The following is a 22,042-nucleotide window of genomic DNA, read 5'->3' on the forward strand; positions in this document are numbered from 1 at the left end:
AGTAGCGATCCGGATGACGGTAATCATCGTTGGAAATGAGATGTCATGTCGCAACATGTCATTCGCCCTTGGGCCACCGCAATTGTCGCTCTCGCCGGCACCGGCGTCATCGCCGTCGCCCCTGCGGCGACGCCGCTACCCGACGTCCAGAACGCCATGCTTCAACTCGCCGCCGATGCCGATATCCTGCTGAATTTCGTGCGACACGGTGAATCGACAGACAACGTCAATCTGATCGACGGCACTGTGGTCCCCGGCGCCCCGCTGACGGAGTTGGGCCAGCAACAGGCGCAGAACATCGCCACCGAACTCCTCAACTCCTACGGAAGCGGTGGCGTCGACGGGATCTACTCAGCGCAGTTGCTACGAGCACTGGAAACCGCTGCGCCGTTCGCCGCCCTCGAGGGCCTGACCGTGCAGGAGCTGTCCGGGCTCAACGAGATCAATGTCGGTGTCTTCGAAGGCTTTCAAGCGTCGAGTCAGTCGGAGTACGAACTGGTAGGTGCGCTCGTTCTGCTGGCCCCGTTCCTGTGGACGCTGGGACTACAGTCCGTGCCGTTGCTGGGCTCCTCGGACTACAACGGGATGGCGTTCGACGCGCGCTTCAGCGACGCTGTTCAAGCAATTTATGACGCCGGCGGTCCCAACCACGTCGATGTGGCTTTCTCGTCTGCGGCGGCCACGATGGTCTGGACGATGATGAACGTCGACAACCCGGATCCGTTGCTCATCTTGCAACACCCGCTACCCAACACTGCTCAAGTCGTGATCGAGGGCAGTCCCACCGATGGATGGACGCTGATCAGCTGGGATGGGATGCCGGTACCGGCGGCGGATCTGGCGACACAACTGTTCGTCGACTTTCGCGACCTGATCGTGGCTCCACAGACCGCGTCCTACCAGATTCAGGCGGCGCTGCTCAGCTCGGATCCGACCACGATCATCAACACGATCCAAACCGCTTTCACAGATGTGCTCACCGCGCTGGGCCAGTTCCCCCAGTCGGTGATCAGCGACATCATCGACGCTCTGAACGCCGGAGTTGCCGATACGGCCGTGATCTGAGCCGAGGAAGCGCGGGCCCAGGCCACGGCCGAACTTCACCGGTTCAGATGAAGTCCGAGCCGCCATCGACATTGACGGTCGCCCCGGTGACGTAGCCGTTGCGTCGGGACGCCAAGTAGGTCGTGATCGAGGCAATCTCCTCCGGCAGGCCCGCGCGTCCCAGGTCGCACGGCTGATGGAAGTTGGCGTCGATCCACTTCATCACGTCTACCGGGTCCTCGGCGTCGAGGCCGTCGGCGGCCAGGACATCCTTCAGCGCCTCGGTGAAGCTCGCCGTGACGATGGTCCCTGGACACACGCAGTTCACCAAGATGCCGTCCTTGGCAAGGCTTTTCGACAAGTTCTTTGTGACGCTGCTCAGCGCTGCCTTCGACGCGGTGTAGGCCACGATCCGCGGGTTCTGCCGTTGGATGGAGTGGGCGGACAGGGTCACGATGCGGGCCCAATCCGCAGCACGCAACAACGGCAGCGAAGCGCGTATGGATCGCACACCCGACATGGTTCCCAGCGCAAACGCCGCCTCCCAGTCCGAGTCGTCCATCTCCTCGAAGTAGCCGTCGCCGGGGCCGATGGTATGGACCAAAGCATTGAGGTCTCCCCAGCGCTGCGCCACCTTCGCGAAACCCGCGGCAATGGACTCGGCATTGCCCATATCGACGCTGATGCCCCATGCCTCCGGTGCGCCGGCGGCCCGCAGCCGCTCTGCCGCCGCGTCGAGCGCCACTTGGTCTCTGGCCATCACCGCGACGCTGGCGCCCTCGGCTGCGATGGTCTCGGCGATCGCCAGCCCCATCCCCTTGCTGCCTCCGGTGACAACCGCTTTCGCGCCGGCCAAACCCAGATCCATAGTCACTCCTCGTGTTCGATGGTGTTCCAACACTCGCGATTTATCAGCGCGGCGATCCGGTCTCGGGAAACACCGAGTCCGCCCAGACAGAAATACAGCGTCGCCTCACGTATCCGCTGCCGATCACGGACGGCTACGCCCCATTGCGCTTCGACACACGCCCACACCGCACCATGCAGCAGGTCCGCATCCGTCTCGGGATCGATCCGAGGAAATATCCCGCGCTCTTTGCCGGCCACGAGTTGCTCGATGAGTGGTTTCAACATTTCGCGGTACGCCGGGCTGACCAGTTCGGGTGCCGCGAACATCTGCGACTGGGCTTCGCGGGAGAGGTGGCGCAGGTCAGATCGGATGGCCTCGTCGAAGACCAGATCCAACCGGCCGTCGATCCAGGCGGCCACCGCTTCCAGCGGTCCGGCGGCCGATGCCATCTTGCCGCGGAGCCGGACCTTCTCGACTCGGCCCATGCCCAGGAAGACTTCTTGAACCAGCTGATCCTTTGAATCGAAGTGGCGGTAGAACGCCCTGGTCCCCAACTCGGCCCTGGCGAGAAGATCGGCGATGGTCAGCCCGCCGACTCCACGCTCCTGGACGATCTTCGACGCGGCGGCAAGCAGTTTGAGACGCACACCGGCGTCGGGGTCCAGCTTCGGGCGGTTCCGTCTCCCCGCCGTCGCCGCGGAGATCACCTTCGCGGACGACGGCTCAGGCGGTGGCATCGTAGGTACGGAGATACTCGGCGAACTCGCCCCGCACGCGGTCCGCCGTGAGGCCGTAGTCCGCCAGCGTGTAGGTGTGCGAACCGCGCGATCCCGGCTTGTGTTCTTCTGCCCAGTCCTGCACCCGGCGGTGTGTCTCGTCGGTGTAGTCCAAGCCCAACCTGGCGTAGGCGTTCTGCAAGGTGTTCACCGGATCGGACTGCAGGTCGGAGAATGCGACATCGGCGAAACGCTCGTCTCCCACTCGCTTACGGAAATCCATCGCACGCCGGACGCCTTCGGCCCATATATCGAGCTGCTCGGCTCCGAGTTCGTGGGCGTCGTCGCGGTCGCTGCTCCAGCTGCGCACGTACTGGATCAGACTGCACACCGACGCCATCACTTTCGCCGGATCACGGTGGCTCCACATGAATTTGGCGTTCGGATATGCCTCGACCAGTGCATCGAGGGCAAAGATGTGCACTGGGGTCTTCAGATGCCACAGCGTAGGCGGGCAGTGCCACTGGAGGAGTTTGAGAACCCGCCGGTGGTAGGTGTAGGTCTCGCCCATATCGCACTGGAGAACCCAACGCAGATAGGCCGGAACCCGAACGACTCCGTCGAAATGCACGGTGCGGAAGTTCATCCCCATGATGTCTTGACACTCCGTGGCGGCGGTCGCTTCGGAGTTGTAGAGCGTCTTCATCAGGGGGAACATGTCGTTCATCATCTTCAGGCCGGTCTCGGCGTCAGCGATGCGCGGGTCCGTATGCTCAGTGGCCGACTCGGGCGGCGGGGTGGGTTGTTGAGACTCCCACATCCGCAGCGAGCGAAACTGGGAGTCTGCACCCACCAGTTGACTCAGCGCGGTGGTGCCGGTGCGCGGCAACCCGATGATGAAGACCGGACCGCCGACGATCTCGTCGTCGATCTCGGGATGGCGCTTGTAGGTGTCCTCGATCTTGAGTCGCTGGATCAGCGCGTTGCTGATGGTGGCGTGCTGCATCACCGCGCCGAGGTCGTTGAGGTCCGCTTCGGTGTTCAACGACTCGACGGTGCGCTCGAGGCCTTCGCGATAGTAAGTGGAGCCGAAGTCCTCGAGCCCCGTGGCGACGCGGGCGCCTTCTTCCAGTTCGTCGGCGGAGAAAGTCATCGGGCGAACCTTTCGTGGACGGCGCGGCGACGCGCGGCAAGAATCTCAGCGCGCTGCTGGGTGCTCACCCGTTTCGTCTCTGCCGGAAGCTCAGAGTCGATCTGGTCGAACTTCACCACCCGGGTCGTGGGTTTGGGTGCCGTCTCGGTGCGAACACAGCGCAGGATCATTGCGCCGTTGCTGTGGCCGGCGCTATCGAGCCAGTTTGCGACGCCGGGATCGCGACCGCAGATGACCACGCGCAGAATTCCGTCCGAATCGACGGCGGCCTGATGCGCGTTGAGGCTGGACTGGTGGTTGCCGTAGTGAATCGTCTCCCACCACGGGTTGCCCAGCGAATAGCTCCAGTAGACGCCCTGCGGCGGCTCTACTTCGAGAATCAGAGCTTCGTCCGGCGCCAAGTCGAATCGGCCGATGACCGGGCGGTTTTCCGCGGCGGCGCCCATCGAACTGAAGTTTGCCGGATCAAGAAAGTCGTTGACCGGCGGCGCGCCTCCGAACTGGATGAAGAACTTCAGGTTCTCCAGCACGAAGTCGCCCAGCGCCACCAGTTGCGCGGCGACCCTTCCCGGCAGATTCACCGCACTGCGCCCGGTTTCGACGGCGTCGCCGATCCGCTCGATCTGCAGGGATGACCGCACTTCGGTGTCCCAGTCGTAGAAGAAGTGCCGAACGATCAACACCGGGTTGTCGCCGTCGATCTTCATCCAGTTTCCGGCGCGCTCGTCCGAAGACAGGATCACCTCAAAGGTGCCGTCCGGAGCGACGTCGAGCTCGTCGACCAGCTTGTTCATCGTGGAGACGATCCCGTTCATCGTCTGCAGTCCGACATACCGTGCAGTTCCCCGGTTTCCGAACAATCGGTAGGACTCACCGCCACGCATCGTCGCCCGGGTGTAGATGGCGTCTGGGCATTCCATACCCCAACTGATGACGTCGTCGGTGCTGGTGGGCTGCACGCGCAGGATGGGGTCGGGGTCGGCGCGCAGCGCCTCGTCGATACCCGCCGTCAGCAGCACCATCAGATGCCTGAGACCCGAGGCCAAGTCGAGGTCGTTGCGGGAGACATCCGCCTCTTGCACGTACCGGCCTGCCGCCCCGAGCTGTTCGAGCAGGTGCGACCACGCGGACGCAAGGCCGACATCGTCGGCGCCTCGCAGCGATGCCTCCGCGATCGCGAACGGCAGCCACGCCGCCGGCTTGTCCTGTCCGCCGCTCATTGCACTCCTTGCGTCGGCGGGGCAATCCCACGACCACCCGCGAAAACGCGATTTTCAGTTAAGGACATACGGAACTATCACACCCAAACATGTGGCGTGTCAATACCCAGTGCAGATCTAGCTTCATCGGTTGTGCCACTTAGTATTTCGAACCTCTCATCAACGGCGGCGCGAGAACGCCCGCCAGGAGTACGCATCTGGGATAAATCCTGGTCGTATGACTGTGGATTTTGCTCGGCGCAAGTCGGGTGACTGACTGCGCGCGTCGACTTCACGTGCATTCGCTACGTCGCGGCGATCACTTCGGAGCCGAAGGCTTCGATCGCCTCCAGGGTCTGCGCCAAGCTGTCACCCGGCAGCGCCACCTGCACCCAGGTAACACCACGCTTTTCCAGGTCGGCCAGACCGGTCAGGTACTCGTCGGCGTTGAAGCCCGGCGTTCCCGGTTGCCCGCCCGCATCGTTTCCGAACGCGATATCGATCGCGCCGAAGTCGCGACCTTCGGCGTCGCACCGGCGGCGCAGATCGGCGATCCCTCCGGCAAGGCCGTCGACGTCATCCAGCACCGCGGTCCGAGCGACCTGCGCCAGCACGGGCGGCGCCTTGAACGGGCACCAACCGTCGCCGTGCCGGACGACGCGGCGACGCGCAGCGGCGGTGTTGCCGCCGATCCAGATCGGCGGATGGGGCGCAGTCGCCGGCCGGGGATGGGCCGTGATGCCGCGTGCTACGAAGTTCCGCCCGTCGAATGACACATCGTCACCCGTCCAGATCGCGCGGATGACTTCCAGCGCCTCGTCGAACAGCGTGGCTCGTTCGTCGAAGTCCACCCCCAGTGCCGCGAATTCGCGCTTGAGATATCCGACCCCGACCGCGAGCGTGAACCGACCCCCGGAAAGCACGTCGAGAGTCGCACCGGACTTGGCCACCAGAAACGGATTGCGATACGGCAGCACCACGATGTTGGGCACCAGCCGCAGCGTTGTGGTGTGAGCCGCGGCAAATCCCATCGCCACGAAGGGATCCAGCGAGTCGTGCCCTCCGGATTCCAACCACCGCTGCGTGGGCGCGGGATGGTCGGTGAACCCGAGCCCGTGGAATCCCGCCGACTCCGCGGCGACGGCGACCGCAGCGATACCGGCCCCGTCTGCGAGTTCGGGGTCGTAGGGATGGCTGTGCATCGGATGGGTGATGGAGAACTTCACTGCGACAACTCCTCAACCGCTAGAACAAACTCCCGCAACCGCCGGACGAGTACCGCTACCGTTATCTTACGGTATTGGTTACCGTAGCCATCGTGGCATACGTCGCGCCACCCGCGAGCCCGGACCTGGAGGATCAATGCAGAAGGCCCTCGCCCCTGACATCTCGACCTGGCCCGATCCAGATCCCCACCTGATCGGCAGCCGCTGCAGCGACTGCGGCGCAACGGCATTCCCGGCGCAATCCCGCTGCCCGAAATGCAGCAGCGCACAGGTGACCGAGATCCTGCTGCCGCGCAGCGGGGTGCTCGTCGCCTGGACAACACAGGGTTTTCCACCCGGCCCGCCGTTCGCCGGGCCGACGGGTGAGGCGTTCACTCCGTTCGGTATCGGGCTCGTTCAGCTCGATGACGTGATTCGCGTGGAGGCCCGGCTTACCGAAAACGACCCGGCGAAGTTGCGGTTCGGCATGAAGGTCGTTCTGACGATGCTCCCGCTCGCCACCGACGACGCCGATGACGAGATCCTCACGTTCGCATTTCAGCCGGTCGAACCGGATCTGCCAGACAGGAGTTCCCAAGGATGAATGACGTCGCGATCATCGGTGTCGGGCTACACCCGTTCGGGCGGTTCGACAAGTCCGCGGTGCAGATGGGCGCAGAGGCCGTTCAGCTCGCGCTCGCCGACGCCAACCTCGATTGGCCGGACATCCAGTTCGCCGTCGGAGGCAGCCATGAAATATCCAATCCCGACGCCGTGACGCGGCTTGTCGGACTCACCGGGATCACCTTCACCAACGTATTCAATGCCTGCGCCACCGCAGCCACCGCCATCAAAGTCTGTGCCGACACGATCCGCCTCGGCACCCACGAGATCGGCATCGCCGTCGGGCTCGACAAACATCCACGCGGCGCCTTCACCGACGATCCGGCAACCATGGCCCTGCCGCACTGGTACGGCGAGAACGGGCAGTTCGTCACCACCAAGTTCTTCGGGATGAAGATCAACCGCTATATGCATGACCACGGGATCTCGCGAGAGACGCTGGCCAGAGTGGCGGCCAAGAATTTCCGCAACGGTGCGCTGAACCCGAAGGCGTTTCGCCGCAAGCCGATACCCGAGGACGAGATCCTGGCTTCGGCTGTGTTGAACTACCCGCTCACCCAATACATGTTCTGCGCACCGGACGAAGGGGCAGCAGCAGTCATCATGTGCCGTGGCGATATCGCGCACCGGTACACCTCGACACCGGTGTTTTTGCGAGCTGCTGAAATCCGGACCCGTCATTTCGGTACCTACGAAGTACACGCGACCTCCGCACCGGTTGAGGAAGCGCCGTCTCCCACCGTGTTCGCCGCGCGGTCTGCGTTCGAGGCGGCCGGCGTGGATCCGGCCGATGTCGACGTAATTCAGTTGCAGGACACCGACGCGGGCTCCGAAGTGATCCACATGGCCGAGGCCGGGTTCTGCGCCGACGGCGATCAGGAGAAGCTGATCGCCGACGGTGCCACCGAGATCGGGGGTTCGCTCCCGGTCAACACCGACGGCGGGCTCATCGCCAATGGCGAGCCGATCGGTGCGTCCGGGCTGCGCCAGGTCCACGAGCTGGTACTTCAGCTGCGTGGGCAGGCCGGCGACCGACAGGTGCCCGGGAAACCCACGGTCGGATTCGCTCAGGTCTACGGGGCGCCCGGAACAGCTTCGGCGACAATAGTATCGATCTGATTCTCGGCGGCACTATGCCGTTGGCTCGTGGGACAACGCGGCGATCAGCGCTTCGGCGACCTGATGCACGTCTTCCCGCTGGCCCACCGGGAGCTCGTTGACGAGCGGAAGCACCGTGTCCTCAAGGTAATCGGCCGCCTCGCGGGACTGCCCGGTGGTGACGATCGGACGCAGGGCGTCGATGCTCGACACCAGGTCGTCTGGTTGCGGCTCCAGGTTCCCGGTTGCCGCAGCCAAGACGTCGATCAACTCCCAGTCGCGGTACAGCGCGAACGATCGCTCCGAAATGCCGAATCCGCTTACCGGTTGGCCCCGCATCGTTCCGACGAAGCGGAACGGGCCCTCCATGTATTCGACCGGCAGCGCATGCGCAGGCGCGGCGACCAGCGGCTCACCGGCCAGGTCGAGCTCCAGTGCCGCAGAGCGCAGTCTGTGCCGGTCCGGCATGTAGCGCACCTCTACCGGGGGAGACACGAGTTGGCGGACCGCTTCCGGCCACCGCACGTAGCTGGTCGTGTCGACCTCGACGTCTTCGACGCATTCCGGCGAGATACCCGGCTCTGAGTACGTGACGGTAGCACCGGTAAACGGCCGCAATGTGTTTCGTTGATTTCGATCAAACTGCCGCCACCCGACGAAATCGACTCCATTGTCGAGGTGGATGGTCCGCCATTCATGTGAGATGGCACGCTGCTGGCCATCGGTTCCGCCGCCGCCGGCATACAGCGGGAACCATTGCCGATCGATGTGCCCGGCGGATCCCCGCACCTCCTCGTGGATATCGCCCCAGCTCAAAGTTCCGACCATGAGCATTCCGGTTTGGAAGTAGGAGAACGTCTCCCGCTGACCCAGGCACTCGAACCGGCCGTTGTACTTCGACGCGCCGACCGGAACGGGTGCCCGGGTGGGCGAAACGCTCAGCCGAAGGTCCATGGCGGCGCCGGAACGGTCGGTACCCACCAGAGCCAGGTCGTAGGTATACGGAACCAGTTGCCCGCGTTCGTCCCGACGCGTCTGCCACGCCGCCGTACCGGCGCGGCTGGCGAACGCGATGTCCAGCTGCTCCGTCGACGCCGACAACTTGGGTACCGCACCGGGAGCCATGTTCTTCGGCGGCATGTCGTAGTCGGTGTAAGTCCCGTAGGCACCGTTGTCGATGTCGAACAAAGCCAGGGTGTAGAAGTCCGCGACGATGGATCCGCCGGGTCTGTTCTTGTTGAAGATCGTCAAGAAGCAGAACCTGCGCTTCGATTTCGTTCCGGTCAGCTCCCCCGCGATAAACCACGTGTCGGACTGGCAGAGCTGGTGCACCGCTTCGGCGGCGGGAAACGTGAATTCGGAATCTCCCGGTATCAGCTCGAACGGGTACCGGCGCCAGTCGGCCGATTGCGAATCAGCCACTTCGGCGGACGGGGCGGGTATGGAGCCTTCGGCGTCACTCAAGGGCACGTTCCTGGTTCTCGCGGTGCCGTCCGGTGATCGGGTCGGCACGGTGACCGGCTGGTGGCGATACCATCACCGTAATGATTACCGTAACACCGTGGGCTCGGCAACGGGCCCGTTCGGCGGCTTGCCCTGTCACCTCACCCGGCACCGGCCCGTTGTAACTTTGCATTGATAGTTAACTTACGACTACAGTGACGAGGTCTACACACTGCCGTGGATCCACCGCCTGCCGCGCTGATCGGTGTTCTTGGCGCCGGGATGAAATGAGCTCACGTGGGAATCGGAGATGACGGCCGGCGGCGAGTGTCCTCGCCCCGGATCAGCGAGATCGTGGCAGCCGAGCTGCGTCGCCAGATCGTCAACGGCGAACTCGCCGACGGTGATCTGCTCCCCCGGCAAGAAGTACTCGTCGACCATTTCAACGTCAGTCTCGTGTCGCTGCGCGAAGCACTGCGGATCCTGCAAACCGAAGGGCTGATATCGGTCCGCCGCGGCAACCGCGGTGGTGCGGTCGTACACGCGCCGACGAAGGCCAGCGCGGCTTTCATGCTTGGGCTGGTGCTGCAGAGCGGTTCGGTGCGCTTGAACGACCTAGGTGCGGCACTGCATGCAATCGAGCCAACCTGCGTTGGCCTGGCAGCCGGCCGGCCGGACCGGGCCAAGACACTCATACCCGAGCTGCGCAAGATCAATGAGGCCATGGATGCCGGATTGGCAGACGGAGCCGTATTCACCAAAATCGGTCGCCAATTCCACGATCAGATCGTGCACGGCTGCGGCAACCAGACCATGATCGCGGTCGTCGGAACTCTCGAGGCGCTCTGGACCGGTCACGAGCAAAGATGGGCAGAGGAGACCGCGGCGCGCGGCGAGTATCCGTCCCTCAAAGACCGTCGCGCGGTTCTCAACGCACACCTTCGCATCACCGATCTGATCGAAGCCGGCGACGCCGAGCGGGCCAGGAAAGTCGCAACGAAGCATCTCGCGGACGCCCAGACCTATGTGCTGTCCGGCGATCCCGAACAGCGGATCTTCGCCACACCCCCGGCACCTCCTTCGGGCCTCCGCGGCCAGGTGTGAACTCTTCAGCCGGCGCCCGCACTCGTCTCTGAAAGCTCCGGCATTCGCCAGAATGTAAGCGCCACTGTGGGTTAAGCGCCGCTTGCCGCCGTCGCGGCGATCCAACCTATGCCGATGGCCGGGCTTCACCGAGCGGCCACCGCGGGCAGCTTGACGCCGACTTCTTTTTATTACTATCTTTATGAGGAAAGGGGCTGCCTCATGGATATCGGCCTGCACTCCGACCAGATAGGTCTTCGCAACAATGTTCGCGAAGTCCTTGCGGCCGAGTGCCCGCCAGACTTTGTCCGCCACGCCATGGCCGATCAGCACCGGTGGCAAAGCCTCTGGAAGACGGTCGTCGATCTGGGCTGGACCGCGGTGGCCGACGTCTCGACGGGTCCCGCCGGCGACGGCACCGCGCTGGGCGTCATCGACCTCGTCGTGGTCCTGGAAGCGTGCGGTGCCGCCCTGGCCCCGGTCCCGTTGTTGAGCAGCGCCGGCCTGGCGGCGGGCGTTCTCCGCGCGGGCCGCGGGGCGTTCGACGACACCGTTGCCGAACTGGTCGACGGAACGGTCGCCACGCTCGCGGTACAGTCGCCCGGCCAGCGCATGCCCGCTCCCCCGATGACAGTCACTGACGGTCTGGTTTCGGGGCGCGCCGACCACGTCCCCGACCTGGCCCGCGCGGAACTGGTGGTGACCCTGGCCACCGACGGCTCGACCGGCGAGGTGTTCGCCGTGGTCTTGCGGCCAGGCGACGGCGTACGCATCGATCCGGTCGAGTCGGTGGATCCGGCGCGGCCGCTGGCGAACCTCGAGGTCCACGCGCGCCCTGAATCGTTGGCCCCGGTCGATGTCACGACGGCCCTCACCGTTCCCCTGATTGCCGCGGCCGCCGAGCTGATCGGGGTCGCGGATTCCGCCTTGGCGCACGCGGTGACCTTCGCGAAGTCACGGGTCCAATTCGGTAAGGCGATCGGGTCCTTCCAGGGCGTCAAGCACGCGCTGGCGAACAACCACGTTGCGTTGGAACGCGCGCGGAGCCTGACCTACGCCGCCGCAGCGCAGCTGGATGACCCGGCGAGGACGCCGGCCGACGGGTGGACGGCCGCTGCGCTCGCCAAGGCCGCAGCCGGCGAAGCGGCCCTGTCCTGCGTCCGGACCGCGGTCCAAGTGCACGGCGCCATCGCCCAAACCTGGGAGCACGACATGCACCTATATCTTCGACGCGCCTGGCACGGCGCCGCTCTGCTGGGCGACAGCCAGACGCTCTACCACGCGGTCGGCCGTCGGTTCATCTGCGGAGAAACCGATGACTGAGAACGGCGATGACCTGCGCGCCGAGTTCAACGGCTGGCTCAGCGATTTCCTGCCGACCGACTATTACGAGAAGTACTCGGAATATCGTTGGGACATACCGCTTCGCCGCGACTACCAGCGGGCTGCTTTCGAAGCGGGGTGGCTCAAACCGAGCTGGCCCCCAGAACACGGCGGCCGGTCACTGGGTTTGAGGGAGCAGCTGGAAGTCCAGATCGAGGCGGCCCTGCGTTCGGCACCCAAGCTGCCGAACATCGCCGGTCCCAATGTCGCTGCCCCCGGCGTCCGCCTCTTCGGCACCCCCGAACAGGTCGACAGACTCCTCGTCCCCGCCCTCGCCGGAGATGAGTGGTGGGCGCTGGGTATGTCCGAGCCGGAGGCCGGATCCGACTTCGGAGGTTTGCGCACCAGGGCTGAGCGCGACGGCGACACCTTCCTCATCAACGGGCACAAGATCTGGACCACTCAGGCGCATCTCTCCCGTTGGTGCACGCTCTACGCCCGTACCGACGCCGACGCGCCGAAGCACCGTGGCATTTCGTGCTTCGTTCTCGACCTCCAGCTCCCCGGGGTGCGGGTCGAGCCGATCCCGATGGCCTCGCGCTCTGATGAAACCTTCTGTGAAGTCCTCCTCGACGATGTGGAGGTTCCCGCGGCATCCCTGCTCGGCGCCGAGAACTCGGGATGGCAGGTCGCCATGTCTTCGCTGCACGACGAGCGGCAGATGATCTGGGTGATGAACTGGGTTGAGGTCTTGCGCGGGCTGGAGTCGATCCGCACCGCCGAGGCCACCCCCCGCGACGACCTGTTCTGCTCGGTGGGGTCGCTTCTCGCCGACGCCGAGGCGCTCCGGGCAACCGGCTATCGCGCACTTTCCAACGAGCTCGCCGGTCGGCCCAGCCCGGAAGCCGACATTCTGAAGTTGTTGGGATCAGAGACCCTACAACGGGTTTGGGAAGCCCGGGCCGCAGCAGCCGGAAGTGCCGCGGCCCAAGACCCCGATCTGTCCTTCGAACGTCACGACGCTCTCGCGGCGACGATCTACGGGGGTACCTCGGAGATACAGCGAAACATCATCGGCGAACGATTACTCGGACTGCCCAAAGGATGACCGGGGGGACGAACTAGTGGACTACGACTTGGGCACGGACGCCCACGAGCTGAGACACCGTCTGCGGTCGCTGATCGCGACACATCTACCCGGTGACTTCCTGGGCGCATTCACCGACGACCCACAGGATCTCGCTGCCACCCAGTCGTTCTGCAAGTTGTTGGCCGCCGAAGGCCTGCTGGCACTGGCCTGGCCGCGGGAGTACGGCGGCGGCGGCGGTTCCGTCTGGCAGCAGACAGTGCTTCGCGAAGAGATGTGGGCCCACCACGAACCGCGCGGTGCGCAGTACATGGGTATCAACTGGGTGGGCCCGGCGCTCATGCGCTACGGCACAACCGCGCAGAAGGAGCAGCACCTCGCGGCCATCGCCGCCGGCGACGTCATCTGGTGTCAGGGCTTTTCCGAGCCCGAGGCCGGCACCGATCTGGCATCGCTGCGGACCCGCGCGGTTCCTGACGGCACCGGGTGGCGAGTCAATGGACAGAAGATCTGGACCTCATACGCCCAGATGGCATCCTGGTGTGTACTGGCCGCCTGCACCGACCCCAAAGCGCCGAGCGCGCAACGGCTCACCCTCTTCTTGGTGCCGATGAATCGCGCCGGAATCACGGTTCGTCCTATCCCCTCGATGCTCGGCCCTCATCACCTCAACGAGGTGTTTATCGACAACGTGCGGGTTGAGTCAGACGAAGTGCTCGGTGAGGTCGGCGGCGGCTGGCGGGTGATGCGCGACGCGCTTGCGTTCGAACGTGTCGGCATCGCCCGTTACGCGCGGTGCGAATCGCTGCTGGAGCGCCTGCGCGCCGATCTCGAGCAGGGCTGGGACGACCTGCCGGAGGCGGTGCGGACACGTTGGGTCAGAGCGCTGATCGACCTGCGGGTGGCACGGCTGCTGGCCTATCGCGCGGTCTCGCTGCAGAATGACCCGTCGGCGGCTGCCGCGGCCAGCGCTGCACGGATTGCCGCGACGACGTGCGACCAGACGGTCGCCGAACTTCTGCTGGACGTGGTGGGTCCGTCGGCCCTGGACAGCGGACCCGACGCCGCGTTGCACGGTGCGATCGACGACCACTGGCGTTACGCGCAAGCGGCGACGGTTGCATCCGGAACCATTGAAGTCCAGCGCATGCTGGTTGCCCGGGAAGAGCTGGGAGGGCGAGGGTGAATATCGTTCTGCCGGAACATATAGTCGATTTCGCCGAGACCGCGATGAAGCGACTCAGCCGGATCGGCGGTCCTTCGGCGGCCCTGAAGGCCGAAACCGATGAACAGCCGCGTCGGGCGGCGGCGCAGGCGCTCAAGGAGTTGGGCAGCGCCGAACTCGACGTCCGCGGTGGCTCCGATGATCTGCTGGCGGCCGCCGTGCTCTGCCGCACCGCAGGCACGCTGGCCCTGCCCTACCCCGTCGCCGAGGAGCTGCTGGCAATCGACGGCAACCGGTTCGTCCTGGTCAGTCCCGAACTGCCACGAATCGACCACGGTGACCTGCCGGGGCCTTGGCGTGCGGCGGACCTGGATCGCCGGACCTTCGACGTCCAACCGTCGGCCAGAACGAGCGCCAAGCTGGGGCCGTTCTTGGTACCGGCCGCCTTGACCGCGCGCGACGAGTTGGCAGCGCAGGCGGACATCGATCTTGCGCTCATCCTTGGGTCTTGGCGGATCCTGGGTGCGGTGCAACAGTCGCTCAAGATTGCCAACGACCACGCCAAGGCCCGTGTCCAATTCGGCAAGCCGCTGTCGGAATTCCAAGCAGTCCGGTTCGCTCTTGCCGATGCCGCCGTCGCCGTACGCGGCCTTGACGAGTTGGCCAAGTACACCGTGAGCCGAATCGCTTCGGCTTCCGCGCACGTGCGCTCGGCCGACGCGGTCGTGTTGCGGTTGAAAGCCGTCGAGACCGCCGTACAGATCCTGCGCACCAGTCACCAAGTCCTCGGCGCGCTTGGCTTCTGCGACGAATGCGATCTCAGCGTTATCGACAGGCACGTGCAGCCGCTGCTGCGGCTGCCGGTTGGCGCCGAACAACTCGCCGTACGATTGCTGCCAGCGATCCGCGAAGGACATCTGGAAACCCTTTTCTCGGAACCGCGTGAGTTCGGATGACTGAAACGAATTCGATCGAGGCGGAGGTCCAATCACCCATGACCGACGTGGGAACCCCGTTCGGGGAGCGACTGCGAATCCTCTCGCAGGAAAATCCGGCTGCCGTCGCGCTGGTGGTCGTGAGACCCGACGGCTCCGATGTCACGCTCACCTGGTCCGAGTTGGAGGGCCGGGCGAACCAGTGGGGGCGTGCACTCGCGGAGGCCGGCGCCGAAGTGGGTTCGATGGTCGCGCTGGCCATTCCCAACTCCCCCGACCTGGTACTGGCGACCCTGGGCTGCTGGAAGATCGGGGCGGTGCCGATCCCGATGCGTTGGGATCTGCCCGACTGGGAGCGGCAACGACTGCTCGAAGTCATCCGCCCCGCAGCACTTCTCAACGAGCAGGGTTGGCCGGCGTTGGCCGCGTCAGCATCACATCAGTCCGCTGGCGCGTTACCGACCGCGATATCGCCCTCGATCAACGGGATCTGCAGCAGCGGATCGACCGGCTTACCCAAGGTGATCCTGAATCTCCAGCCGGCGACCTGCACCGAAACCACCGGAGTGCCCTTTCTGGCGCACTGGGCCGCGCTTGAGCCACCCCAGACCATCCTCGTTCCCGGTCCGATGTACCACACCAACGGCTTCAATCCGCTGACCTACCTGATCGCCGGCGACCGGCTGGTGGTGCTCGAGAAGTTCGATGCCGCAGCGGTCCTCGATACAATCGAGAAGTACCGGATCACCAACTTCACGGCAACACCCACCATGCTCGCGCGGATCGCGAACGTTCCCGGCGTGGATGACCGTGACCTGTCCAGCCTGGAGTGGATCCTGCAGGGCGCCGCGATCATGCCACCGGACCTGTTGCGCCGGTGGTTCGAGCTGATCGGCCCCGAAAAGGTGGTCATGGCATACGGAATGACTGAGAATCTTGGTCTCGCCGCGCTGCGGGGCGACGAGTGGCTGGAACACCCGGGAAGCGTTGGCCGCGGATTCCGCGACACCGAGATCCGCATCCTCGACGAAGACGGATCACCCGTCCCCACAGGGGAACTGGGCGATATCTACCTGCGCGCCCCGATGAACGGGCTGTACCGCTACCTCGGTGGTGCCGCACCGCTACCGGCGACCACCGACGGATTCCGATCGGCCGGCGACATGGGCCATCTTGACGCGGACGGCTTCCTCTACATCGCCGACCGCCGTTCCGACATGATCGTCACGGGCGGTGCAAACGTGTTCCCCGCTGAGGTCGAGAATGCGTTGGCCGACCATCCGGAGATCGCCGATGTGGTGGTGCTCGGACTGTCGGATCCGGAATGGGGCCGCCGCGTTCACGCTGTCGTCCAACCCACTGATCCGGCACAACCACCCACGGTTGAGCAGATCATCCAGTACGCCAAGAGCCGCCTGGCTGCCTACAAGGTCCCCAAGACCGTGGAGTTCGTCGACGAAATCCCACGCACGGACGCCACGAAAGTCAACCGATCGGCCATGGTCGAGGCCCGCGGCGGCTGACTCGCGCGGACGCCGACCGCCTCGCCCTACCAACGTGCTGAATCGCAGCACACTGCGCAAACCCGGTACCCTCATTTCCGATTCGCCAGGTGGTGCGCGCAGGGAAGGCAGAACCGCTGATGAACGACGCCGACGAGTATTCTGCCGCTCCTTCGCCCGTCGACGGCCGCGAAAGCTGGCGGCAGCGCGCCGTGGAGCGCTCGCTGAGCGCGGCGCGCGCCAAGGCGCAGTCCCGCAATGACCGATACATCAAGAACACGATCGCCCTCATCGGCGAGACCGGCCGAACGGATTTCACCGTCCAGGAAGTGGTCGAACGGTCCAAAACCTCACTGCGCGCGTTCTATCAGCATTTCGCCAACAAAGACGAACTCCTGCTCGCCGTGCTCGAAGAGATCATGGCGCACTCGACGCAGGCCTGGCGTACGGACACAGCCTCCTTGGACAGTGCGGCGGCGCTGCGCATGCTCATCGAAAAGGTCAGCGAACAACCGGAATCCAGTCGGCAGGACAGCATCAACCGTGCGCTGAGCATCTACAACGATCAGTTGGCTGCGACGCGTCCCCAGGACTACGCGCGGGTCCTCTCGCCGCTCTACGATCTCTGTCGCGAGATCCTCGGGCGCGGTGTCAGGACGAATGTCTTTCGGCCTGATATCGACGTGGACGAGACGGCGGCGGTGGTCATGCACACGGTGCTGGGCGCGATGCGGCTGTCCATCCTGGGCGCCGAGCTGAGCGGCAAGCCGGTACGCGCCGACCGCCTTTTCGAATTCTGTATGCGCGGGCTTCGCGCCGACGACGCCTAGCGAACCGCCCAAGCCAGGTCCTAATCCTGCGAGCGGAGTCGAAGTCCGGCACTGTCGGGTACGTGCAATTACCGTTCTTGCAGGCATGCATACCAAGTCTTGCGGTATGGCTTACCGTAACTGGTAGTCTAGTTCTCGCGGGCACCCGCCATCACCGGCCACTGAGACGCAGTCAGAAATTCAGCAAGGAAGGTCGCCATGCCGTCACGCAAGCTCGGATTCCCAGTGTTTGACGCCGACAACCACTTCTACGAGCCGAAAGAGGCGCTGACGAAGTTCCTGCCCGCGGAACGCAAGAACACGATCCAGTACGTCGAGGTCAACGGACGAACCAAGATCGTGGTACGCAACGTGATCAGCGACTACATCCCCAACCCGACCTTCGACGTGGTGGCACGGCCGGGCGCCCAGGAGGAGTACTACCGACACGGCAGCGGGGGTAAGTCCTATCGAGAAATGATGGGCGAACCCATGAAAGCGATCCCCGCGTTCCGCGAACCGGGTCCGCGGCTGGAGGTGATGGACGAGCTCGGCATCGACTATGCGCTGATGTTTCCCACCCTGGCCAGCCTCGTCGAGGAGCGGATGAAGGACGACCCGGAACTGATCCACGACGTCATCCACGCCCTCAACACCTGGATGTACGAGACCTGGTCGTTCAACTACGCCGATCGCATCTTCGCCACCCCGGTGATCACCCTGCCGATCGTCGACCGCGCGCTCGAAGAATTGGAATGGTGTCTCGAACGAGGCGCCCGCACCGTTCTCGTTCGCCCCGCTCCGGTCCCCGGCTACAAAGGCAGCCGTTCCTTCGGACTGCCTGAATTCGACCCGTTCTGGCAGGCGTGCATCAGGGCCGACATCCCGGTATCGATGCATGCGTCGGACAGCGGATACGCTGAGCTGCTGAATATTTGGGAGCCGGGCAATGAATTCCTGCCCTTCCGTCCCACCGCCTTCCGTATGGCGGCGATGGGTAAACGGCCGATCGAGGACGCCATGTTGGCGCTCGTCTGCCACGGTGCCTTATCCCGCAACCCGGAACTGCGCGTGCTGTCGATCGAAAATGGCGCAGACTGGGTGCCCCATGTGTTCCATGCGCTCACCAATGTCTACAAGAAGATGCCAGAGTCATTCCTCGAAGATCCCGTCGAGGCGTTCAAGCGCTGCGTCTACATCAGCCCGTTCTGGGAGGAGAACTTCGCCAAGCTGGCGAAGCTGGTGGGCACCGACCGGGTGGTGTTCGGATCGGACTGGCCACACCCGGAGGGCCTGAAGGACCCCATCACGTTCGTCGATGACCTTGCCGGGCTGGACCAAAGCGACATCGAGAAGATCATGGGCGGCAACATGATGAAGTTGCTCAAGGTCACCAAGACAGTTCCCGCCTAGTCCTCTCCCCCGTCCCCAGGCGGTCTTTTGGCGGCACCTGCACGCGCGCCGAAAATGGCGTACCGCAGTGGCCACGGTAAGCTTTCTGGGACGCAAGCCATTTGTAATGGATCGTCTGATGTGCGGCCGCCGGAAGCAGGCGCGATCCGACACCCGAACTCGCGATGAGGAGGAACCATGCCAAGGACGAGCGCCGCGTCCGCGCCCACACAGCCGCGGCGTCAACGGCGGCCTCGGGGCTACCTCGACATCGAAGACATCATCGACGGCGCCTTTGAGCTCGCCGACGAGGTGTCTCTGAGCAAATTGAGCATGCCGATGCTCGCCAAGCATCTCGACGTTCCGATCACCAGCATCTATTGGCACTTCCGGAAGAAAGACGATCTGCTGGATGCGATGACCCACCGCGCCGTCAAGGAATACCACTTCAACATGCCGTTCGTCGATCCCACCGAGACCTGGCAGGAGGGGCTTCGGAAGCACTTCCTCGAAATGCGTCGAGTGTTTCGCGAGAAGCCGGTTTTGTGCGACTTGATTCTCATGCGGACCGGCGAACTCGACGCGGACACGATGCAGGAGAGCCTGAAGAACCTCGAAGCGGCCGTCGGCACACTGGTCGAGGCGGGCTTCGCGCCCGCGGACGCACTCGATCTGTATATGACGCTGTCCCTGCATATCCGGGGCGTCGCGGTGCTGGAGCGCTTGGACACCGCCGGAACCGCCCGGGATATTTCTCGCATTCCCAGTGCTGAGCACACCCCGCTCCTGCACGACTTGGCACTCCGCGGTCACCTGCCCGTCTCCACCACCGACGCAAGCTTTTTGGCGACCGTGAATGCGATCATCAATCAAGCCGAGCAGCTGCTGGCGAAGGGCCCGGGAACACGGCGGGCGAAAGCGACCTCGCGGTAGCTCAATTCGCCTACTGCCAGGTGAGGACGTCCTGACCGCCGTCGTTGTAGACCACGACGGCGGGCGCGGCGCCGTTGCAGTCGAAATAGATCTTGCCTGAGGACTTAACCCCCTGCGGGATGGGACCGGGATGGATGCCCTCCGCCCCGTCTGCTTGGAACAGGATCCGGTACTGCCGGCCGGCCTGCCTCCCAGTCGTCACACGGGCGTTGAAGAACGGAAGTACCGGGGTCGCCGTCCCCCGCACGGCCTCGACGGTGAGGTTCGCGGCCCACAGATGGCCGAAGCGCGGAAACTCACCCACGTAGTCGCTGCTCGGTCGCAGGTCCGACACGGTGTACTCGATGATCACGTCGTTGTCGGCATAGAGGCGCAATGCCGCACCAAAGCCCGCCACCTCACCGACATTCGGGAATGCCGCCGCGGTGGGGCAGCCCGCGAAACCCGTCGCGGCAACGGTCACCATGACCGTCAGCGCCAGCCGGATGCGTCCGACTATTGCTGCCAGACGCTGCTGGGCGAGCTTGATGCCAACGATTCTCGCCACTGTTCTCACCCCGATCCGCACCACCGGAAGTCGCGTTGCGGCTTGCCGATTACCCGCAACGCAGACTCACCGTAACTGATATGGTGAACAATACCGTAAGGAATTTTTCTGATTGCGTGGTCGGCTGAGATCTGTTCGCTGAGCACCGCATCCGAATCCCCAGGAAGGTGCAGCCAGATGAAGGCAGACGACATGGTGTTGGTCAGCGTCGATGATCACGTGGTCGAGCCGCCAGACCTCTTTGAGGGCCGTCTGGCCGCCAAATATGTGGACCTGGCACCGCAGTTCATCACCAATCCGGATGGCACGAATGTCTGGAAGTACAACGGTGAAACCGTCGCCAACGTCGCGCTGAACGCGGTCGCCGGGCGTCCCAAGGAGGAGTACGGCATCGAGCCGACTTCGTTTGCCCAGCTTCGCAAGGGCACCTATGACCACACCGAACGCGTGAAGGACATGAGCGCCAACGGCGTACTCGGTTCGCTGTGCTTTCCCTCGTTCCCCCAATTCTGCGGACAACTGTTCGCCCGCACCGAAGACAAGGACGTCGCCCTGGCGATGGTGCGGGCCTACAACGACTGGCACATCGACGAGTGGTGCGGCAGCCATCCGGGCCGGTTCATTCCGTGTGCGCTGCCGGCGATCTGGGATCCCGAGGTGATGGCGGCCGAGATTCGCCGTGTCGCCAAGAAGGGCTGCCACGCACTGACATTCAGTGAGAACCCGTCGAAGTTGGGTTGGCCGTCGATCCATTCCGACCACTGGGACCCGGTGTGGCAGGCGTGCAGCGAAGAGTCGGTGGTGGTGTGCATGCACATCGGCTCCTCGTCACAGCTCACTATCACCTCGCCGGACGCGCCGATGGACGTCATGATCACGCTGCAGCCGATGAACATCGTGCAGGCCGCCGCCGACCTGGTGTGGTCGAAGATGCTGCGCAAGTTCCCTGATCTCAAAGTTGCGCTCTCCGAAGGCGGTATCGGCTGGATTCCTTACTTCCTCGAGCGGATCGACTACAACTACGACCGTCATCATGCGTGGACCGGGCAGGATTTCGGCGACAAACTGCCCAGCGAGATCTTCAACAACCAGGTCCTGACATGTTTCATCGACGACAAGTTCGGGTTGGCCAGCCGTGACTACCTGAACATGGACATGGTCACCTGGGAGTGCGACTACCCGCACTCGGACTCCAACTGGCCGCTGTCCCCGGAGATCTTCGAACAAAGCGTGCGTGGACTCAGCGACCTCGACATCGACAAGGTCACGCACCGCAACGCGATGAAGCACTTCAACTATGACCCGTTCAGCGTCCTGGGCGGGCGGGAGAACTGCACCGTGAAGGCACTCCGCAAGCAGGTCGAGGGCCATGACGTCGCGATCAAAGCGCAGCGCCGCGAAGGGGATAGCGGCGCGCACGCCACCAAGGCGGCTGACCTGATCAAGATCGCGATGTCGCCCGCCGAGTAGGGCTGACGCCGAACCGACGGTCAATACACCTTGCGGTAATCGGAGTAATTGCCCGGCACCCAGTGGCTCTGTTCGTCTGCGTTGGCGAACGCGCATAAGAGGTAGAGGCCGTCGGGCGCCTGGGCGACCTGGTTGAACTCGCCCTCGCAGCTGTCGCCGAGGTTTCTGATGCCGGCTAGTTGTGGCGACCGGAAGTACCGGGGCGTGAAACCGCGCGGCGACCCGCAGAAGAACAGCTGGCCTTCGACCGTCACCGCGAAGACATAGCGGTTGGGATCGGGACAGTAGTCCCCCTTCACGACGTCCCGAGTTATCCCGGGAACGCAAGAGATGTGGTTGCACGGCGTCGGCGCCGAGGGTTCCGCATCGGCGGGCGGCGCCGCAGCGCATCCGACAAGGAGCGTGGTTGCCGCCGCGAGGCTCACGCCGGCATACCGCAGGATCGTCACTCCGGTCATAGGCAT

At 64.3% G+C, this 22,042-nt stretch carries 21 protein-coding genes; 13 read left to right on the plus strand and 8 right to left on the minus strand.

What is annotated here, in order from left to right; genetic code table 11:
• Positions 1-45: 45 nt before the first annotated feature.
• Complete coding sequence (locus ABW16_RS11555) at positions 46-1,065, plus strand: histidine phosphatase family protein (protein WP_047319318.1); 1,020 nt, start codon at positions 46-48, stop codon at positions 1,063-1,065.
• A gap of 43 nt (positions 1,066-1,108) precedes the next feature.
• On the opposite strand, the gene ABW16_RS11560 is transcribed toward ABW16_RS11555, so the two are convergent.
• From ABW16_RS11560 to ABW16_RS11580, 5 genes are all read right to left on the minus strand, one after another.
• Positions 1,109-1,912, minus strand: a complete 804-nt coding sequence (locus tag ABW16_RS11560) for an SDR family NAD(P)-dependent oxidoreductase (RefSeq protein ID WP_047319319.1) — start codon at positions 1,910-1,912, stop codon at positions 1,109-1,111.
• A gap of 2 nt (positions 1,913-1,914) precedes the next feature.
• Complete coding sequence (locus ABW16_RS11565) at positions 1,915-2,631, minus strand: TetR/AcrR family transcriptional regulator (RefSeq protein WP_047319320.1); 717 nt, start codon at positions 2,629-2,631, stop codon at positions 1,915-1,917.
• Entirely contained in the window at positions 2,618-3,763 is a 1,146-nt protein-coding gene (locus ABW16_RS11570) for a sulfotransferase family protein (protein WP_047319321.1), read from the minus strand. Before ABW16_RS11570 ends, ABW16_RS11565 begins: the two co-directional genes overlap by 14 nt.
• Positions 3,760-4,983 (minus strand): DUF1214 domain-containing protein, encoded by a 1,224-nt coding sequence (locus ABW16_RS11575; RefSeq protein ID WP_047319322.1) that lies wholly within the window; start codon positions 4,981-4,983, stop codon positions 3,760-3,762. The genes ABW16_RS11570 and ABW16_RS11575 overlap by 4 nt, the downstream gene beginning before the upstream one ends.
• Before the next feature lie 284 nt (positions 4,984-5,267).
• A complete protein-coding gene (locus ABW16_RS11580; RefSeq protein WP_047319323.1) occupies positions 5,268-6,188 on the minus strand; it encodes an LLM class F420-dependent oxidoreductase in 921 nt (306 codons plus the stop codon).
• Positions 6,189-6,324: 136 nt separating this feature from the next.
• Here ABW16_RS11580 and ABW16_RS11585 point away from each other — a divergent pair, with 136 nt between their 5' ends.
• A complete protein-coding gene (locus ABW16_RS11585; RefSeq protein WP_047319324.1) occupies positions 6,325-6,771 on the plus strand; it encodes a Zn-ribbon domain-containing OB-fold protein in 447 nt (148 codons plus the stop codon).
• Positions 6,768-7,910 (plus strand): thiolase family protein, encoded by a 1,143-nt coding sequence (locus ABW16_RS11590; protein ID WP_047319325.1) that lies wholly within the window; start codon positions 6,768-6,770, stop codon positions 7,908-7,910. The genes ABW16_RS11585 and ABW16_RS11590 overlap by 4 nt, the downstream gene beginning before the upstream one ends.
• 12 nt (positions 7,911-7,922) lie before the next feature.
• On the opposite strand, the gene ABW16_RS11595 is transcribed toward ABW16_RS11590, so the two are convergent.
• Positions 7,923-9,353: an ester cyclase gene (locus ABW16_RS11595; protein ID WP_233424750.1), complete on the minus strand. Its 1,431-nt coding sequence runs from the start codon at positions 9,351-9,353 to the stop codon at positions 7,923-7,925.
• A gap of 276 nt (positions 9,354-9,629) precedes the next feature.
• Here ABW16_RS11595 and ABW16_RS11600 point away from each other — a divergent pair, with 276 nt between their 5' ends.
• From ABW16_RS11600 to ABW16_RS11640, 9 genes are all read left to right on the plus strand, one after another.
• Complete coding sequence (locus ABW16_RS11600; protein ID WP_047319326.1) at positions 9,630-10,436, plus strand: FadR/GntR family transcriptional regulator; 807 nt, start codon at positions 9,630-9,632, stop codon at positions 10,434-10,436.
• A 201-nt stretch (positions 10,437-10,637) separates the two neighbouring features.
• Positions 10,638-11,738, plus strand: a complete 1,101-nt coding sequence (locus ABW16_RS11605; RefSeq protein ID WP_047319327.1) for an acyl-CoA dehydrogenase family protein — start codon at positions 10,638-10,640, stop codon at positions 11,736-11,738.
• Entirely contained in the window at positions 11,731-12,846 is a 1,116-nt protein-coding gene (locus ABW16_RS11610; protein ID WP_047319328.1) for an acyl-CoA dehydrogenase family protein, read from the plus strand. The genes ABW16_RS11605 and ABW16_RS11610 overlap by 8 nt, the downstream gene beginning before the upstream one ends.
• Positions 12,847-12,862: 16 nt before the next feature.
• Positions 12,863-14,011: an acyl-CoA dehydrogenase family protein gene (locus tag ABW16_RS11615; RefSeq protein ID WP_047319329.1), complete on the plus strand. Its 1,149-nt coding sequence runs from the start codon at positions 12,863-12,865 to the stop codon at positions 14,009-14,011.
• Complete coding sequence (locus ABW16_RS11620) at positions 14,008-14,946, plus strand: acyl-CoA dehydrogenase family protein (RefSeq protein ID WP_109519571.1); 939 nt, start codon at positions 14,008-14,010, stop codon at positions 14,944-14,946. Before ABW16_RS11615 ends, ABW16_RS11620 begins: the two co-directional genes overlap by 4 nt.
• A 38-nt stretch (positions 14,947-14,984) precedes the next feature.
• Positions 14,985-16,448: a class I adenylate-forming enzyme family protein gene (locus ABW16_RS11625; RefSeq protein ID WP_412178200.1), complete on the plus strand. Its 1,464-nt coding sequence runs from the start codon at positions 14,985-14,987 to the stop codon at positions 16,446-16,448.
• 119 nt (positions 16,449-16,567) lie between these two features.
• Positions 16,568-17,257, plus strand: coding sequence for a TetR/AcrR family transcriptional regulator (locus ABW16_RS11630; protein ID WP_200900650.1), 690 nt, complete (start codon positions 16,568-16,570; stop codon positions 17,255-17,257).
• Between the two features lie 198 nt (positions 17,258-17,455).
• Positions 17,456-18,649 carry an amidohydrolase family protein gene (locus ABW16_RS11635; RefSeq protein WP_047319331.1) on the plus strand — a complete coding sequence of 398 codons (1,194 nt, stop codon included), beginning with the start codon at positions 17,456-17,458 and terminating at the stop codon, positions 18,647-18,649.
• A gap of 177 nt (positions 18,650-18,826) precedes the next feature.
• Positions 18,827-19,561, plus strand: a complete 735-nt coding sequence (locus ABW16_RS11640) for a TetR/AcrR family transcriptional regulator (protein WP_047319332.1) — start codon at positions 18,827-18,829, stop codon at positions 19,559-19,561.
• Between the two features lie 10 nt (positions 19,562-19,571).
• On the opposite strand, the gene ABW16_RS11645 is transcribed toward ABW16_RS11640, so the two are convergent.
• Positions 19,572-20,108, minus strand: a complete 537-nt coding sequence (locus ABW16_RS11645; protein ID WP_052956863.1) for a DUF1942 domain-containing protein — start codon at positions 20,106-20,108, stop codon at positions 19,572-19,574.
• 177 nt (positions 20,109-20,285) lie between these two features.
• Here ABW16_RS11645 and ABW16_RS11650 point away from each other — a divergent pair, with 177 nt between their 5' ends.
• Entirely contained in the window at positions 20,286-21,578 is a 1,293-nt protein-coding gene (locus ABW16_RS11650; RefSeq protein WP_047319333.1) for an amidohydrolase family protein, read from the plus strand.
• Between the two features lie 20 nt (positions 21,579-21,598).
• Here the strand turns inward: ABW16_RS11650 and ABW16_RS11655 are convergent, their stop codons facing one another.
• Positions 21,599-22,036, minus strand: a complete 438-nt coding sequence (locus ABW16_RS11655) for a hypothetical protein (RefSeq protein WP_082134080.1) — start codon at positions 22,034-22,036, stop codon at positions 21,599-21,601.
• Positions 22,037-22,042: the final 6 nt, after the last annotated feature.

The sequence above is a fragment of the Mycolicibacter heraklionensis genome, from assembly GCF_001021505.1.
In the GTDB taxonomy this organism is placed as follows: domain Bacteria; phylum Actinomycetota; class Actinomycetes; order Mycobacteriales; family Mycobacteriaceae; genus Mycobacterium; species Mycobacterium heraklionense.

Excerpts from the sequence above, each read along its gene's own strand:
- ABW16_RS11585 (WP_047319324.1), top strand. The coding sequence starts at position 6,325 with ATGCAGAAGGCCCTCGCCCCTGACATCTCGACCTGGCCCGATCCAGAT.
- ABW16_RS11635 (WP_047319331.1), top strand. The coding sequence starts at position 17,456 with ATGCCGTCACGCAAGCTCGGATTCCCAGTGTTTGACGCCGACAACCAC.
- ABW16_RS11650 (WP_047319333.1), top strand. The coding sequence starts at position 20,286 with ATGAAGGCAGACGACATGGTGTTGGTCAGCGTCGATGATCACGTGGTC.
- ABW16_RS11570 (WP_047319321.1), bottom strand. The coding sequence starts at position 3,763 with ATGACTTTCTCCGCCGACGAACTGGAAGAAGGCGCCCGCGTCGCCACG.
- ABW16_RS11560 (WP_047319319.1), bottom strand. The coding sequence starts at position 1,912 with ATGGATCTGGGTTTGGCCGGCGCGAAAGCGGTTGTCACCGGAGGCAGC.
- ABW16_RS11655 (WP_082134080.1), bottom strand. The coding sequence starts at position 22,036 with ATGACCGGAGTGACGATCCTGCGGTATGCCGGCGTGAGCCTCGCGGCG.
- ABW16_RS11590 (WP_047319325.1), top strand. The coding sequence starts at position 6,768 with ATGAATGACGTCGCGATCATCGGTGTCGGGCTACACCCGTTCGGGCGG.
- ABW16_RS11610 (WP_047319328.1), top strand. The coding sequence starts at position 11,731 with ATGACTGAGAACGGCGATGACCTGCGCGCCGAGTTCAACGGCTGGCTC.
- ABW16_RS11555 (WP_047319318.1), top strand. The coding sequence starts at position 46 with ATGTCGCAACATGTCATTCGCCCTTGGGCCACCGCAATTGTCGCTCTC.
- ABW16_RS11625 (WP_412178200.1), top strand. The coding sequence starts at position 14,985 with ATGACCGACGTGGGAACCCCGTTCGGGGAGCGACTGCGAATCCTCTCG.
- ABW16_RS11575 (WP_047319322.1), bottom strand. The coding sequence starts at position 4,983 with ATGAGCGGCGGACAGGACAAGCCGGCGGCGTGGCTGCCGTTCGCGATC.
- ABW16_RS11565 (WP_047319320.1), bottom strand. The coding sequence starts at position 2,631 with ATGCCACCGCCTGAGCCGTCGTCCGCGAAGGTGATCTCCGCGGCGACG.
- ABW16_RS11630 (WP_200900650.1), top strand. The coding sequence starts at position 16,568 with ATGAACGACGCCGACGAGTATTCTGCCGCTCCTTCGCCCGTCGACGGC.
- ABW16_RS11640 (WP_047319332.1), top strand. The coding sequence starts at position 18,827 with ATGCCAAGGACGAGCGCCGCGTCCGCGCCCACACAGCCGCGGCGTCAA.
- ABW16_RS11605 (WP_047319327.1), top strand. The coding sequence starts at position 10,638 with ATGGATATCGGCCTGCACTCCGACCAGATAGGTCTTCGCAACAATGTT.